The sequence below is a fragment of the Olivibacter sp. EAT-5 genome (assembly GCF_044784325.1).
GTDB lineage: Bacteria > Bacteroidota > Bacteroidia > Sphingobacteriales > Sphingobacteriaceae > Olivibacter > Olivibacter oleidegradans.
In genome coordinates, this window is sequence record NZ_CP173028.1 from 642,754 (window position 1) to 659,233 (window position 16,480).

Consider the following 16,480-nt stretch of genomic DNA (forward strand, 5'->3'; position numbering starts at 1 on the left):
ATCATATCGTTTGAATTACCGGAGCAAATAGTACATTAAAATGGCTGTTTTATGCATTGTATTATACTATCAATTTAATTAAGTTTGTTTAGAAATGCCAAAGAAGATTAAATGGATTATCAGGCTATTATTCAAGAATCTGCCAGCTGGATAAAGGATTATATCAAAGCGAGAAATAACACCAATTTATGTTTTCACGACATAGAACATATACATCAGGTAGTTGATGCCAGTAGGAAAATCGGCGAATATTATCAGCTATCAGCGGAAGACAATTTCATTGTTCAGGTAGCTGCTTATTTTCACGACGTGGGATATTATACAGGACCTCCCCAAAATCACGAATTACGCAGCGCCGAAATTGCTGAAAATTTTTTGCAGGAAAGGCAGGTGGAAGCATCTGTTATTGAATCCATAAAAAAATGCATTGTTGCTACCCGCATGCCGCAAAATCCACAAAGCTTGCTAGAAAAAATTGTTTGTGACGCGGACCTATTCCATTTGGGAAGCGATGGCTTCAATGAAAGGAACAAACTCATGCGTAAAGAAGCAGAAGGTTGCCAAGGCAAATCAATTGACAAAGAAACCTGGCGTAACGGAACGATCGCCTTGATGGAAAGGCACCACTACCATACCGAATATGCGAATCTTTTTCTAAAAGATAAGAAACTTGAAAATTTAGCGTCACTTAAATCAAAAGCCAACCATACGTCCATGGAAGAAGAAAAAAAACAAAAGAAAGATAAAGATAAAGACAAAGATAAACGTCCCGACAGAGGGATCGAGACCATGTTTAGGGTCACATCTACCAATAATCAACGTTTAAGTGACATGGCAGATAACAAAAGTAACATCCTTATAACCGTCAACTCCATTATTCTTTCGGTTATTATAGCCTTACTTTTGAGAAAACTCGACAGTAATGAGCATCTTGTTTTACCTACTTTTGTCTTGCTTGCCGTTAGTTTATCAACCATGGTAGTTGCGATCTTAGCCACTCGCCCTTATATACCTAACGGCATTTTTTCGCCCGAAGATATGAAAGAGAAGAAAGTAAACCTTCTCTTTTTCGGTAATTTTTACAGAATGGGGTTGCAAGAATACAACGAAGGTATGCGTACGGTAATGGAAGACCGTGATTTTCTATACGGGACCTTAATTAAAGACGTTTACTCACAGGGTGTGGTGCTGGGCAGGAAATATCGATTACTGCGAATCGCGTACAACATATTTATGTATGGCTTAATTGCGTCTGTTCTATCATTTATTGCGGTCATTGTCACCATTCAATAATACTACCATGCTCAAAAAACGAGAGAAGCTTTTAAATAGTCGAGACATAAGTTGGCTTTCTTTCAATGGTCGAGTGCTTGAGGAAGCGGCAAAAGATGAAGTTCCTCTGCTGGAGCGTTTAAAATTCTTAGCGATCTATTCTTCTAATCTAGACGAATTTTATCGTGTAAGAATTCCCGTCTTAATGGCATTGAAAGAATTAAAGAAACGAGCCATCGCCTCGCAAAAGCTCATAAAGAAGGGTATACTAAAGAAAACCAAAAAAATTATTGAGACACAACAGGCTTATTTCGGAAGTATTTTAAAGCAGCATATTATTCCCGATCTAAAAAATAAAAATATCCACTTAGTATATAATGAGGACATCCCCGATTGTATTAAGAAAAAAACGGATCGCTTCTTTTTTGATACCATTGCTGCTTTCCTCGAAATCATTCACCCTGAACAAAAAGCGTTTTCTCCAAAGAACAACCAGCTTTATTTGGCAGCTGATTTCGGCGATGCGAACAAAGGACTGGCGCTTGTAAGCATTCCCTCTGATGAGATACCTAGATTTTTTCACACACAGATTGAGAATACGCACTACGTTGTATTAATTGACGACATTATAAGAGCCAATCTAAAATATATTTTTACGCAAATCCCTCAGTGTGTTTTTTCTTTCAAAGTAACACGTGATGCCGAGCTTGACCTACAGGACGAATTTAATGGTGACCTAGCTAATGAAATCGAAAAATTGTTGGTTTTAAGAGATTATGGAATGGCCACTCGATTCCTATATGCACCAGGCGTTCCACAGCCAACGCTAAATCATTTGATTAGGTGTTTGCAACTCGAGCATGCCAATCATATTGAAGGGGGAGTTTACCATAACTTAAAGGATTTTTTTGCTTTCCCGATAAGAGACCAACAGCTTCAATACGCGAAATTGCCTGTTGCGGAAATCACCTACCAACATGCAAGCTTATTTGAGGAAATAAAACACCGTGACCTGTTGCTTCACACACCATACCACTCTTATGACCCCATTTTGCGCTTTTTTAACGAGGCAGTTCTCAACCCGGAAGTAGAAGAAATTTTCATTACACTTTATCGGGTAGCCACCAATTCTCAAATTGTACATGCCTTGATAAGCGCAGCAAAAAACGGCAAAAGGGTAACCGTATTTGTGGAATTGAAAGCTCGTTTTGATGAAGCTAATAATATCAAATGGGCAAAAAGGATGGAAAATGCAGGAATCCGAATTATATATAGCGATCAGAAGCTAAAAGTCCATGCCAAAATTTCGTTAGTCAAACTTCGCGCTAATGCACCTCTAAACGCAATAGCGCTACTCTCAACCGGTAATTTTAACGAAAATACCGCGAAGACCTATACGGATCATTCGTTGTTCACTTCCTCATCTTTTATAACCGGCGAATTAGATCTACTCTTTACTTATTTGAGCAGCACAAGCTTTGGAAAGGAATATCCGGCTTTGCCTTTTCAACACTTACTTGTAGCCAAATTTAACTTACTTCCGACCTTTTTACATCACATAAATAATGAAATCAATCGGGCTTTGAACGGTGAAGAAGCCGCGATTATTATTAAACTAAACAACTTGGAAGAAGAAAAGTTAATTCATAAGTTGTACGAAGCTAGTCAGGCAGGCGTTAAAATTCATCTAATCGTACGAAGTATTTGTAGAATTCGGCCCGGAATACCCGGATTAAGCGAAAACATACGTATTGTCCGTATCGTTGATCGCTATCTTGAACACGGACGGATATTTGTTTTCCACAATGGTGGAAATGAACGCGTATTTCTCGGCTCATCGGATTGGATGGATCGAAATATTTACCGTCGTATCGAAGTGTGTTTCCCGATTTATAACGAAGAACTAAAACAGCAGATTAAGCAAATGCTGACTCTGCAACTACAGGATGATATAGCGGCTGTCCAGTTAGATAAAAACGCCCAAAACGTGGAGTTGGCCGAAGGGACCACTCGCTCGCAGGAGGAGATACATAAATTAATTCATGCATCATTTCGTGACCTTATGTATCAATAATTAATATGTAACCATTAATAATACATCAATGAAATCGTTATTTACGTTATACATAGCACTAATTGCATGTGCGGCTTGTGCACAAAAAAAAGATCCCTCATTTACCTCACCAAGTCATTATAACTTAAATGAGCCTCAGCAAATGGAGTTTCCACCTGAACTAGAAGAAGTATCAGGCATAACCTTTGTTAATGGGGATTCGAACCGACTGCTTGCGCAGCAAGATGAACAGGGGCATGTATATTATTTAAAAGCAGGTGACAAGTCTACTAAATATGTTAAGTTTGCCGGTAAAGGAGATTATGAAGATATTGCTGTCAGTAACGATCGTATTGTTCTCCTTCGGAGCGACGGTTCTTTTTTTTCCTTTCCGCTTCAAGAACTATATGAAGCAGAGATCGATGCGATGGTTTCCGAAAAAATTTTACCTAAAGGCGAATATGAAAGCTTAGCTGCTTCTATCACGAACAATCGTCTATATGTTTTATGTAAACAATGTAGTGTCGACAAAAAAACATCACAGACCACCGGTTACATTCTTAAACTTGAGTCAGGGAGTCAGATTATAAAAGAGGGAAGCTTTTCTATTGATAATGAAGAGATCAGTAAATATGTAAAACTAAAAGGTAAAGCTTTTAGACCATCGGCATTGACGCGAAACGAAAAAACAAATGAATGGTATATTGTTTCGTCCATTAATAAGCTTTTATTGATTGCAGATCATGATTGGAAAGTAAAAGAAGCGCATCTGTTGAATCCAAAGCTATTCAATCAACCGGAAGGTATTGCTTTCGACAAGGATAACAATCTTTATATAAGCAACGAAGCAGGTGATTCGGGAAGAGCCACCTTGCTTAAATTTAATTATAAGCATTAGAAAAAACAGGGACTACCTTTTGGCCTAAATAAGACAGAAGATATCCATATTTTCCTTTCAAAAACAGACGGAGGCATATGAACAATAAATTTTTACTTGTTTCTTTTACGCTTCTTTGTATTGTCTTTATAGCAGCCAATGCACAGGAACCTTTTATCAAAAGTCGGACAATATTCATAGGCGATGCCGGAGAATCGAATACGGCTCAGCATGCCGTTATTGAAGCTGCCACCCGGCAAGTGCTTACCGGTAAAACCACGGTCTTTTTTCTTGGCGACAATATTTATCCTAAAGGAATGCCGGTGAATCCGTCTGAAAAACAAATAGGCGAAGAAATTTTAAAATCACAATTTAGTCCTTTTCGAGCGAAGCAAATACCTGTGTACTTTTTACCTGGAAATCACGATTGGGATCGTTCAGGTAAGCAAGGTCTCAGAAAGCTTAAAGCCCAATCAAATTATCTTAAAACTGTTGGGGATTCTTTATTACGGATGGTCCCCGAGAACGGTTGCCCTGACCCGGTAGAAATTAGTATTTCAGAGAACCTGACGGTCATTGCATACGATAGCGAATGGTGGTTGTTTCCTTTCGACAAAATAAATCGCGATACAACTTGCAACTGTAGCAGTAAAGAAGAAGTATTGGAGCGTCTAGAAAGTTTGCTTTATAAAAATAGAAATAAAACGGTATTACTTGCGTCGCATCATCCTTTTTCTTCTTACGGAGTACATGGGGGATATTTTTCTTGGAAAGATCATCTTTTCCCACTGACTAATTTGAGCAAAAAACTCTATCTTCCCCTGCCTTTGGTAGGGTCGTTGTATCCCATTTTAAGATCAACCGTATTCTTACATCCCGAAGATATCCCCCACCCACTCTATCAACAAATGATACAAGATATCAAACATACAGTAGATGAATTTCCTAATCTATTGTATGTAGCAGGCCATGAACATGGCCTCCAACTTTTGTCGGATGGCAACACGTTACAACTTGTTAGCGGCGGCGGATCAAAGGGAAGTTTCATTAAAAATGGCAAAAAGGCTTTATTCACAAATAAAGAAACTGGATTTGTTATTGTCGACGAATGGATGGATAAAAGCAAGCAGATTCGGTTTTTTACTTCGAATAGCGGCATGTTTAAAGAAACATACAACTACAAAAAGTCTTTTGTTGATCCCATTCCCTTGGGAGATTCTCTTTTTCTAAGTCACTCCGATATAGACAGTACCGTGACGCAGGCGAACCCTTTGTACAATCGAGTGGGAAAATTTCACCGAAAACTTTTTGGTGAAAATTACAGGCAAGAATGGGCCGTCGACTCAAAAGTGCCCGTTATCCGAATTTCCTCCTTTCAGGGCGGTTTAACGCCCTTGAAACGAGGAGGGGGTATGCAGACAGTATCACTACGACTGGCGGACAAGTCGGGGAAGGAATGGGTTATTCGAAGCGTTAATAAGAACACCGATGCCTTGCTCCCTCTGGAACTGCAACAGACGTTTGCGCGTGATTTTCTCGATGACGCCAACAGTGCACAGCATCCTTATTCAGCACTGATGATACCACCATTAGCTGATGCCGTTGGCGTTGCTCATAGTAATCCCATCATTGGTATTATTGCACCCGACACAGCCTTGGGCGCTTATAACAACATTTTTGCCAACACGCTATGTTTAATAGAAGAGCGCGAACCTTTGGGTGACTCCGACAATACGCTCAAAATGCTCAGTAAAATCAATCACGATAATGATGACATCTACAAAGCAAAGACTTTCCTGCGAGCCCGCATGTTAGATCTTTTGGTAGGCGATTGGGATCGCCATGAAGATCAATGGCGATGGTATGACGATAGCAAAGGTAAAGACAAAGATTACCTACCGATACCGAGGGACAGAGATCAGGCTTTTAGAAAAGTGGAGGGTCTTTTCCCAAATATTATGTCTCGTAGTTGGGCACTACCTACATTACAGGGCTTTCGTGCGACTATCAATCGACCTAACTATTCTTTATTTAAATCACGCTTCTTAAATGCACATTCAAAAAATCAGTTCACTTTTGAGGAATGGATGGAATTGGCTCATGAATTTGTCGCAAACATCACCGATAGCGTACTGGAAGAAGGTTTGAAGAGACTACCAGCGTCTTCTTATGCCATTCGTCACGATTCCCTTTTTGCCGAGCTCAAGAATAGAAGGGATGCTATCCCTGCAGCCATGGAAACTTATTACCGCTTTATCAACAATATTGTAGATATAAAACTAAGTGATAAACACGAATGGGTGGAGGTGGAAGACGACAACGATAAAGGCCTAAAGGTGACGGTTAGAAAGATAAATAAGGAGGGGGAACGGAAAGACAAGCTAATGGAGAAGGAATATTTACCGACTTTGACCAAAGAAATCCGAATTTATTTAGCAGATGGGGATGATAGTGTTTATATAGAAAACAAGCATGCTCCCATTAAACTTCGTGTTATCGGTGGACAAGGAAAAAAGGTCTATCATATAAACACCGCTGTCCGACCGGTTAAGATTTATGATCCGGGTCAGCAGTCCCTTTTTTCCGGACAGGTATCGAAATTGAGAAAGCACCTTTCCAAAGACAGTGCCAACACGGCATTTGTTCCGGTAAATTTATATAATGTTTGGATGCCACTGATAACCGCAGGTTACAATGCGGATGATGGAATCCTGATTGGAGGCGGATTTAGGTACACCCACCAGCGCGGCTTTAGAAAAAGTCCCTTTGCCCATCAACAACAATTACTTGTGTCGGGCGCCTTCGCTACAGGAGCCGTTAAAGTAAAATATAAAGGAACCTGGAAGGAAGTAGTGGGTAAGGCGGATCTTTTAACAGACGTCAATATACATGCACCAAACAATACACAAAACTTTTTTGGCTTAGGGAACAATTCCATCTATGATAAAGATAGTCATTCAGTAAGGTATTACCGAACTCGATTTAATCTATATGAGATGCATGGAGCATTGCGATGGACGCCGACTGAAACTGCTTCGATTTCAATAGGGCCCTCCTTCCAATTGTATTATTATGATTCAGATGATAATGAGGGTCGATTTATAAACAACACCGATCAGCTTCATACCTATGACAGTTTAACGATCGCCAAAGACAAGCTTTTTGCGGGATTTAATGCTTCCTTTCTCAAGGATAATAGAAATAGCAAAATAATGACAACTGAAGGGGGATACCTAAAATTAGATATACAAGGCTTAACGGGTTTGAATGATTACTCGAAATCTTTCTTTCAGGCAAAAGCTGAAGTTGCAGTCTATAAAAGCATTTGGCAAAATGCTGTAACCTTGGCTAATCGATTGGGTGGCGGGACAACCTTGGGAAAAACGACCTTTTATCAGGCACTATTTTTAGGTGGACAAAATAATCTCTGGGGATATCGCCAATATCGATTTGCCGGAGATCATTTATTTTTTAATAATTTTGAAGCCAGGATTAAGCTGGCACAGATCGGCAGCTATATTTTACCGGGACAACTTGGGCTACTAGGCTTTTATGATATCGGTAAAGTTTGGGTTGACGGATTGGATAACAGTTCCATACATCAGGGTACGGGAGCCGGTGTATATTATGCCCCCGCAAGAATTGCACTTTTGCAATTGGTAGCAGGTCATTCAAAAGAAGGTTGGTACCCTTATTTTACCATGGGATTCCGTTTTTAACTACTAATTCCTCAGATCAACAATGTTTGCGCAGGTAATCGATTTATCGGAAAATAAAAAAGATTTATTAGGCGAGCTCGATATACAGCTGTCCCTCGATAGCTTTATAACACATTTAAGAAAGCTCGCAAGTACTCAGGATAACGTGAAGCATGAAATGCTAGAATTTATACTTCACAAATTCTTAGAAACGAGAGAGACTTATGGACCGTTGACGGAAGAAAATTTAGCAAGTTACAAGCAAATCTTATTCTATACCTATAATTTGCTGGTACCTCCACTCGAAGACGAACACGATACGCTCTGGGCGCTGGCAACACCATTAGGAAAAAATGTGTTTTACGGCACACAAGGCTTCTACAATCTGTTGCGTCAGGAATTTTGTGAAGAAACTTTTAAAGACATCGAAGAAAAGACTAAGAAAAAGGACCTGCTCGAGCAGTCCATATATAGCCTACTTCTAGAACGTTTTTACGAAATTCCCGCCGTGGAAGACGAAGTGATCGAATTTTCTTCGAAAGATGAAGTAACGGGCTTACCTCGCTACTATGCCATCCAAATTGATAAACGCTTTGTGGACATCACTCCCAAAATGAAGCTACCGGAACTGGATTATAAAAAAATTAGACAGAATAACGTTCAGCAGTTTGAATGGAGGTTTTTACGTGAATTACTTCCGCTCAACCAGTTCTCTTTTACAGGCTTTTCGATTATTACGGTGAAGGAAATCACACCCGATCGCGTTATCCAGAATATTCGGGATATCGTAAGTCGAAACTCAGACGAAGAACTTGAGCACGCTTATGACGTATTGCAAGAATCCTTGCAAACGCTTACCGGTAATCAACATATTAAGTTTGGTTTATCTCCCATCTTGAAACTGAACAACAAACCAATATTGGATCAGGTATATATGCATGCCAGTATATTACCTGCTCTGTTGAAGAAGAAAACAAGAAACTGCCAGGAAGCTAACATTACGGAATCTTACTTGCTCAACCCTCAAATCATAGTATATAATGTCGGGATAGATTTCGGAGATAACAACTTCAAATTCCTGAACGACCTTTCCGATCTCGGTGTTACTTCTTATGTATGTATCCCCTTATATTATAACAATAAGGTAACGGGACTTTTAGAAGTTTATACCAACGAAGGTCATACCTTTGACAAGATTGTCCTGGCAAAGTTGCGTCGAGCCGCCCCTTTACTTGCGCAGTTACTGAATGATCAAGCACATAGATTCAACGCTCGCATCGACGCGGTAATAAAAGAAAAGTTTACATCCTTACAACCAGCCGTCCAATGGAAATTTAATCAAGCTGCATATGAATACTTGAAAAAGATAGCGCCGGAAAAACCGAAACCCATTATTGAAAACGTTCAATTCAAGAATGTTTATCCCTTATATGGGGCTATTGATATTAGAAATTCTACAATTGAGCGCAATAAAGCCTTAGTTGCCGACTATAAAATACAATTAGGTTTATTAAAACAGGTATTACAAGACATCAAAAACGTTTATAGTATTGCACTACTCGATGAAATGGAATTTAATTGTGATAAGTGGTTGACCCAATTAGACACGAGTCCAATCGACGTTGTACAAATGAAGGTTAAAGACTTCATGGAGAAAGAAGTGTACATGTTATTGATGCACTTCAAAAACAGTAATTCAACTTTAGCAGCGATCATCGAAAAATATGAACAAGAAGTACTAGCGGAAACAGGGAAAGCCCATCAGCATCAACGCGCGCTCGAATCATCCATCGCCACCATTAATACCGCTATTAACGGTTATTTAGAATTATTAAATGATGAAATACAGCGCTCTTATCCTTGCTATTTTGAGAAGTTCAGAACCGACGGCGTTGAATATGATATTTATATAGGACAATCTATTGCTCCTGAAAGGCCATTTGACATGCTCTATCTCAAAAACGTAAGGCTTTGGCAGCTTACGTCAATGGCTTCCATTGCAAAAATAACGCACACCTTACTTCAACAGATGGAAACTCCGCTTGAAACGACCCAGCTTATTTTTATCAATGGAAACGATATAGACATTAGCTTCCGCGTGGACGAAAGGCGTTTTGATGTAGAAGGAGCCTATAACATTCGATACCACATCATAAAAAAGAGAATCGATAAAGTTCACTTAAAAGATTCTTTTGAACGGCTCACCCAGCCTGGAAAGATTGCTTTGGTATATTACGATGCGAGAGAGATTAAAGAGTATATGAGCTATATTAATTATCTCCAAAATAAAGACATTTTATTAGACGATATGGAAGAGCTTGAACTAGAGGAATTACAAGGCGTAAGTGGCTTAAAAGCGATACGAATCGGTGTAAAACTTTAATTGCTAAAAAACGCCTACTAAGCCAATTCCACGCCGTGCAGGCGTAACGGTCCAAGTAATTTGGTTCTGCTTTTTAAAAGGGTTTCTATACTTACTCTCCTCCATACGGCGGACTATTGCCTTCGTACAGAACCAAGATATAGCACCGCCAAAAGCCATATCGGATAGCCAATGGGAATCGCTGTACATACGACTTACCAGTGTAACGCCCGCAGTACTGTAAAATAGCGCTTTTAACAGCGGGCTTTTTACTCGATGCCCCAGTACCAGCGCGCTCACGGTTGCGATCTGCATATGTCCGGATGGAAAGGAATGATAACCTGCTTCCGGAGAGAAAGGATCGAAGGCCCAGGGGCCCACGTCCGTTGCCGGTCTCGCTCGCCCTACGGCGGTTTTCATCAAGGTCTGTAAGGCGCCACTTGTCAGGTATGCAGCACCCAACATGAGCCCCGTTTCCCTAGCCCATTCATTTTTAATAACTAACCCCGTTAAATAAAAGCCGCCGGTCATGATAAAGGCCGCATAAGGTTTACCATAATGAAAACCGGCGCGCTCAATGCCATCCCACACTTTAGAATTCCGATCCTGCCAAAAGTTCCTGTTTGGTTTGTCTAAGGTTGTTAATAACGCGGTTCCGCCAAGAACCGCCCCTACCTTTAACCAATCAGATCCTTTCCATCGAATAGGGCTCGAAACGGTATATGCTACACCGTCCACAAAACGGATTGCATCAGACGTAATTTTTTGTTTGTTTATACTATCTACGGAGATGCTATCATTCATCGCATAAGCAGCAAATCCCATGGTACTAAAGATCAGTATAAATACTGCCTTGCTTAGGTAATTCATATGTTGTAAAAGGATATTCTTCTGCAAAATATGGAATTTCAGCAAAAAACAGAAATATAGTCGTCTCTTCAAAATGAAGTGTGCTTTGCATTTAACCTTACCCATTAGTTTTCGCTTCTAGGATATTCCGCTAATACAACCGTCGCCGATCGCTTTTTACTGTTTCATAACAATTTTATAATAAAAGATAGCCTATATTTACGTCCTAATATATTTTCCTACCATGAGATTACTCCTTAAGTACTTAAGTAGACATAAATGGCTCATACTTTTAGCGTTGATATTAGCGGCGATCAATCAGGTTTTTTCCTTATTGAATCCTTATATTCTTGGGAATCTGATCATTGACCCTTATGCAAATAAAGCACAGCAGTTCCGATCCGATGGAGCAGATAGTGCTTTTTTTAAGGGTATTACCATTGGCTTATTGATGATTATTGGTGTAGCGATGGTTTCACGTATTGCGAAGGCGTTCCAAGATTATGTTGTTAATGTTATAATACAGAAGTTTGGTGCACGGCTTTATACCGACGGACTTCGACATGCACTCAGGCTTCCCTTTCAGGATTTTGAGGATCAACGAAGTGGTGAAACGCTTTCCGTGCTGCAGAAGGTGCGAGCCGATTGTGAAAAATTTATTACCAGCTTTGTCAACGTGCTATTTGCGACGCTTGTGGGTATTGTTTTCGTTGTTATCGTTGCTTTTAAATTAAGTCCTCTTCTTCCTTTGATTTACCTGGTAGGAGCAATTGTTCTTGCTATTCTAACCAGCGTTCTAAGTCGAAAAGTTAAGTTCATTCAAAAAAATATCGTAAGCGAAACGACTGCACTTGCCGGCTCTACTACGGAATCCCTCCGAAATATAGAACTGGTCAAGAGTCTAGGCCTCACCCAACAGGAGATAAGTAGGCTGAACGATACAACGATGAAAATACTAAAACTTGAACTAAAAAAAGTAAAGAGTATTCGGTCTGTAAGCTTTGTACAGGGGACCTTCGTTAATTTCCTTCAACAATGCATTATGTTTGCATTGCTATTCTTCGTTTTTCGCGATAAGATTACGGTCGGGCAGATGATGATGATGCAATTTTATTCATTCTTCATTTTTGGCCCTTTACAGGAGTTAGGAAATATAATCATGTCCTATCGGGAGGCGGAGGCATCCTTGAACAACCTGCAACGCTTATTGAATCGAAAGGTAGAATACCAGCCCCTTGCACCAAAGAAGATCGATGCTATTCAGCAGTTGCGCTTTAACGAAGTGCGTTTTCAACATCAGTCGGCTACACGCCCTGCCCTTGACGGAATTTCCTTCGATGTTTCACAAGGTGAAACCATTGCTTTTGTAGGACCATCCGGTTCGGGGAAAACAACACTGGTAAAATTACTCGTAGGTTTATACCATCCGACTTCAGGCCACGTATATTACAACGACTTTAACGATAATGAGATCGATTTTGAAGAATTACGACATCAAATAGGTTTTGTAACACAAGATACGCAGCTCTTTTCAGGTACTATCCGTGAAAACTTACTCTTCGTCAATCCATCGGCAACTGACGACATGATTTTGGATGTAATAAAGAAAGCGTCGGGACAGAATATTTTAGCAAGAGCGGAAAAGGGTCTCGAAACCGTGATCGGTGAAGGAGGCCTAAAGCTATCCGGTGGTGAAAGGCAGCGTTTATCAATCGCTCGCGCGCTATTACGGCAACCACGCCTTCTTATTTTTGACGAAGCCACGTCAGCGCTCGACTCCATTACAGAGGAAGCGATATCTAATACTGTCCGGGAAATTACAGCGCAAAGAACGCATTTGACCATTATGATTGCCCATCGCTTGTCAACCATCATGCATGCCGACAAAATTTATGTATTGGAAAAGGGTAAAATCGTGGAAACAGGAAGCCATTTTGATTTACTATCGCTTAAAGGTCTTTATTATGCAATGTGGCGACAGCAGATCGGAGAGCGTAAAGAAGAAAGCACGATGGAAGCAAACTAAGCGTTCGATCGACCATTTACTTCTTTCGACAACACTGCGGTAAGGAGCTCTATTACCCGCGAAAGTTCACGGGTATTCAAAGAGGCGAATCCGAAACGAATCGCGTTATAGTTAAACGGACCGGTGTTATATTTCCTGCCATCACTTATCAGTATGCGGTGCTTGGCAAGCTCCGCAGCCACATGGATCAATGGATAAGCTTCACTAAAACGTAGCCAAACTGCCATGCCTCCTGTTGGAATTTCAAACGAGGAAAACGCAAATAGCCGCTCTTTCATTAATGCACATACGTAATCGCGTCGTTCCCGGTAGATATTCACGGATTTTTTTATGTGTCTTGCAACATCACCTTCCCGTATCAAAGAGGCTAAAGCATCTTCCATTATAAAATCGCCTCTCAAATTTATCATCCTTCGGACATAAGCAGCCTCATTGATCATCTCTTGGGGAGCTACCATGAAGCCTATGCGGACAGACGAGGCTAAGCATTTCGTAAAAGAGCCAATGTAAATGACGCGCTCCGGACAGTAACTTACCAGAGGCAAAAAGGGCGAGGATTGATAGTGAAAATCATAATCGTAGTCGTCCTCTACGATCATAAAATTGAAACGTTGGGCAAGCGCAATAAGCTGCATTCTCCTCTGGGGGCTTAAGGTTACGGTAGTTGGGTGATGGTGGTGCGGAATAACATATAACATGTTAATACGCTCTCTTAGACAAATCTCCTCTACTTTATTCATATCCAAGCCGTGCTCGTCTACAGGCACACGAAAAATTCGTGCGTTTTGATAAGAAAAGGCATTGTTAGCCATAAAGTAATTCGGCTCGCCAACAATAACTGCGTCGCCCGCTCTCAGTAATAACTGTGCGGCTATGTAAACTCCCATTTGCGCACCCTGGGTGGTAAGAAGATTGTGTACACTCGCCCGTATACCACGTGTTTCAAATAAATAATCGGTTAATGCTTCCCTCAGTAAGATGGAGCCGACAGACAATGAATCCGTTCTTCCTTTCAATTGCAAATTCCTTCTTAATCGCGCTCTATATTCGCGAGCCAATAAATCTAAAGGGGCTATACGGGAATCAGGCAAACCGTCATCAATAACAATATCATATCCGGCAACGTCAGATCCGAGATCAGTGATCACACTAAACGAGTTACGATAAAAAAAAGGAGTAGTATTGGAGTCCGGCACTTTCTTTAAATTTTGCTCCCAAATTTTCGGATTTAATTCCGGTAAAACCGGGGATACAAAAACACCTTTTTTAGGCACTGTGGTTGCCCATCCTTGCAAAAGCATATCATTATACGCAGCCACAACTGTCTTACGATGAAGCATCAACGATTGGGCAAGTTCGCGCGTACTAGGTAGTCGCATTCCCGGCTTCAATATTCCCTTGCGAATCAATGCAATAATTTGCTTAGACACCTGCAAATATAACGCGGTTGAAGAGGTTCTATCTATGATTAGAAGGCTGGGAAACGGAAGCATGTGGACTACCTATTTTATGCAAACTGGACGACTTACAGAGTCCAAATATACAATATCTTTGAGAAGAAAATTTATTTATAAGACAATGGCAAAAAGAAAAACACTTCAAGAAGCTGATCCTAAAGCGTTCCAAACGATGCTTGCTTTCGAAAAATACCTATCCGAAAGTTCCCTAAGTAAAACACATGCAGAGCTTATAAAAATTCGCGTATCACAAATAAACGGCTGTAGCTATTGTATTAATAAACACACAAAAGAGGCGCGTGAAGCAGGTGAAAGCGAACAACGCATCTATTTGCTAAGCGCCTGGCGCGAAGTTCCCTTCTATTCACCTGAGGAACGGGCTATACTGGCTTTAGCAGAGGAAATGACCAATATTGCTGCACATGGCGTATCTGATGCGGTTTATAACCAAGCCGTTGAGCTTTTGGGACAGCAATATACAACGGAGGTTATGATGGGCATTATTGCTATGAATGCATGGAACCGTGTAGGAATAACAACGCAACGAGAAATAGAATCCTAATCTTAATAAAATATCTTTTCTGTTTCATGCATTTTGCCTAAGTTTGATAAACACTATGAAAGCAAAAATGAATTGATTAACAATCAATTCAAATTAATTGCTGAACAGTCCCGATTATCTAAATTATGGCAAAATGCAACAGTCGAAGTATTCCTACTCGCTATTTAGTATTTTGATAATAATACTACTCAGCAGCTTTATTTCTCCCTTATCCCAAGATAAGCAAAATGGCCTTAAGATCAATGACCAGGCCCCGGATTTTACATTGCCCGCGACAGATGGCAAACAATATTCACTCCGGGATTTTGAGAGGTTTCCAATTTTAGTGGTGGCATTTACTTGTAATCATTGCCCAACTGCACAGGCCTACGAAGATCGCCTCATTAATTTAAAGGCAACATATGGTGAGCGAGGAGTAGCTCTAATTGCCATATCACCAAACAATCCCTACGCTGTACGTTTGGACGAACTTGGCTATACAGAATATAACGACTCTCCTGAAGAAATGAAATTACGGGCTTCCGATAAAAATTTTAATTTCCCTTACTTATATGATGGTGAGACGCAGTTGACATCAAAACGATATGGCGCAGTTGCGACACCTCATATTTTTATTTTCGATAACAATAGAAAGCTTCGTTATAAAGGACGATTCGATGACAACGAAAATCCTAAAGAAACGAAAGAGCACAATGCTATTCAAGCAATTGAAGCACTTCTAGCAAAAAAAGACATCCCTGTAAAAGAGACAAAAACTTTTGGATGTAGTGTAAAATGGTCAACCAAAGAAGATGCGGTAAAAAAGTCTGACGAACAATGGGCAAAAGAACCTGTTACTATTAACCCCATTCAAATCACACAAATCGACTCCCTACTACAAAATAATTCTGATAAACTTCGCTTAATCAATGTCTGGGCTACCTGGTGCGGACCGTGCGTTGCAGAATTTCCTGATTTCGTTATAATCAACCGAATGTATCGAAATAGGCCTTTTGAATTTATCAGTATTAGTGCCGACAACCCGGAGAAACCACAGCCGGTTTTAGATTTCCTTAAAAGCAAAGGAGCCGCGAACCAGAATTTTTTGTTCGAAAGTAAAAATAAATACGACCTGATTGAGGCTATTGACAAAGCGTGGCAAGGCGCGCTTCCTTATACCCTATTAGTAGCTCCGGGCGGAAAAATTCTTTATAGTAAACAAGGGGAAATAGATCCTCTTGAAATGAAAAAGATGATTTTAAAACATTTAGGCCGATATTACTTCTAAATATTCTATCTGATAAATTTTAGCATTTGCAAATATGTAGTTAACTACGTAGTTTTG

At 40.2% G+C, this 16,480-nt stretch carries 10 protein-coding genes; 8 read left to right on the plus strand and 2 right to left on the minus strand.

Features of this window, described 5'->3' with window-relative positions; all coding sequences use genetic code 11:
• Positions 1-111 precede the first annotated feature (111 nt).
• The 5 genes from ACH11B_RS02685 to ACH11B_RS02705 all read left to right on the plus strand — a co-directional run bounded on the left by ACH11B_RS02685 (position 112) and on the right by ACH11B_RS02705 (position 10,283).
• Positions 112-1,293, plus strand: a complete 1,182-nt coding sequence (locus tag ACH11B_RS02685) for a Pycsar system effector family protein (RefSeq protein WP_377613067.1) — start codon at positions 112-114, stop codon at positions 1,291-1,293.
• 7 nt (positions 1,294-1,300) lie between these two features.
• Positions 1,301-3,346: a polyphosphate kinase 1 gene (ppk1, locus tag ACH11B_RS02690; RefSeq protein WP_377613069.1), complete on the plus strand. Its 2,046-nt coding sequence runs from the start codon at positions 1,301-1,303 to the stop codon at positions 3,344-3,346.
• A 28-nt stretch (positions 3,347-3,374) separates the two neighbouring features.
• Positions 3,375-4,223, plus strand: a complete 849-nt coding sequence (locus ACH11B_RS02695; RefSeq protein WP_130858217.1) for an SdiA-regulated domain-containing protein — start codon at positions 3,375-3,377, stop codon at positions 4,221-4,223.
• A gap of 77 nt (positions 4,224-4,300) precedes the next feature.
• Complete coding sequence (locus tag ACH11B_RS02700) at positions 4,301-7,921, plus strand: metallophosphoesterase (RefSeq protein ID WP_377613071.1); 3,621 nt, start codon at positions 4,301-4,303, stop codon at positions 7,919-7,921.
• A 22-nt stretch (positions 7,922-7,943) separates the two neighbouring features.
• Positions 7,944-10,283 (plus strand): GAF domain-containing protein, encoded by a 2,340-nt coding sequence (locus tag ACH11B_RS02705; RefSeq protein ID WP_377613073.1) that lies wholly within the window; start codon positions 7,944-7,946, stop codon positions 10,281-10,283.
• A gap of 3 nt (positions 10,284-10,286) precedes the next feature.
• On the opposite strand, the gene ACH11B_RS02710 is transcribed toward ACH11B_RS02705, so the two are convergent.
• Positions 10,287-11,132, minus strand: a complete 846-nt coding sequence (locus ACH11B_RS02710; protein ID WP_013663847.1) for a phosphatase PAP2 family protein — start codon at positions 11,130-11,132, stop codon at positions 10,287-10,289.
• A gap of 223 nt (positions 11,133-11,355) precedes the next feature.
• Between ACH11B_RS02710 and ACH11B_RS02715 the strand changes: the two genes are divergently transcribed.
• Positions 11,356-13,137: an ABC transporter ATP-binding protein gene (locus tag ACH11B_RS02715; RefSeq protein ID WP_130858221.1), complete on the plus strand. Its 1,782-nt coding sequence runs from the start codon at positions 11,356-11,358 to the stop codon at positions 13,135-13,137.
• On the opposite strand, the gene ACH11B_RS02720 is transcribed toward ACH11B_RS02715, so the two are convergent.
• Positions 13,134-14,567, minus strand: a complete 1,434-nt coding sequence (locus ACH11B_RS02720) for a PLP-dependent aminotransferase family protein (protein WP_165447073.1) — start codon at positions 14,565-14,567, stop codon at positions 13,134-13,136. The genes ACH11B_RS02715 and ACH11B_RS02720 overlap by 4 nt on opposite strands.
• A 148-nt stretch (positions 14,568-14,715) precedes the next feature.
• Between ACH11B_RS02720 and ACH11B_RS02725 the strand changes: the two genes are divergently transcribed.
• Complete coding sequence (locus ACH11B_RS02725; RefSeq protein WP_013663851.1) at positions 14,716-15,156, plus strand: carboxymuconolactone decarboxylase family protein; 441 nt, start codon at positions 14,716-14,718, stop codon at positions 15,154-15,156.
• A gap of 133 nt (positions 15,157-15,289) precedes the next feature.
• Positions 15,290-16,423 (plus strand): redoxin family protein, encoded by a 1,134-nt coding sequence (locus ACH11B_RS02730; RefSeq protein ID WP_130858223.1) that lies wholly within the window; start codon positions 15,290-15,292, stop codon positions 16,421-16,423.
• Positions 16,424-16,480: the final 57 nt, after the last annotated feature.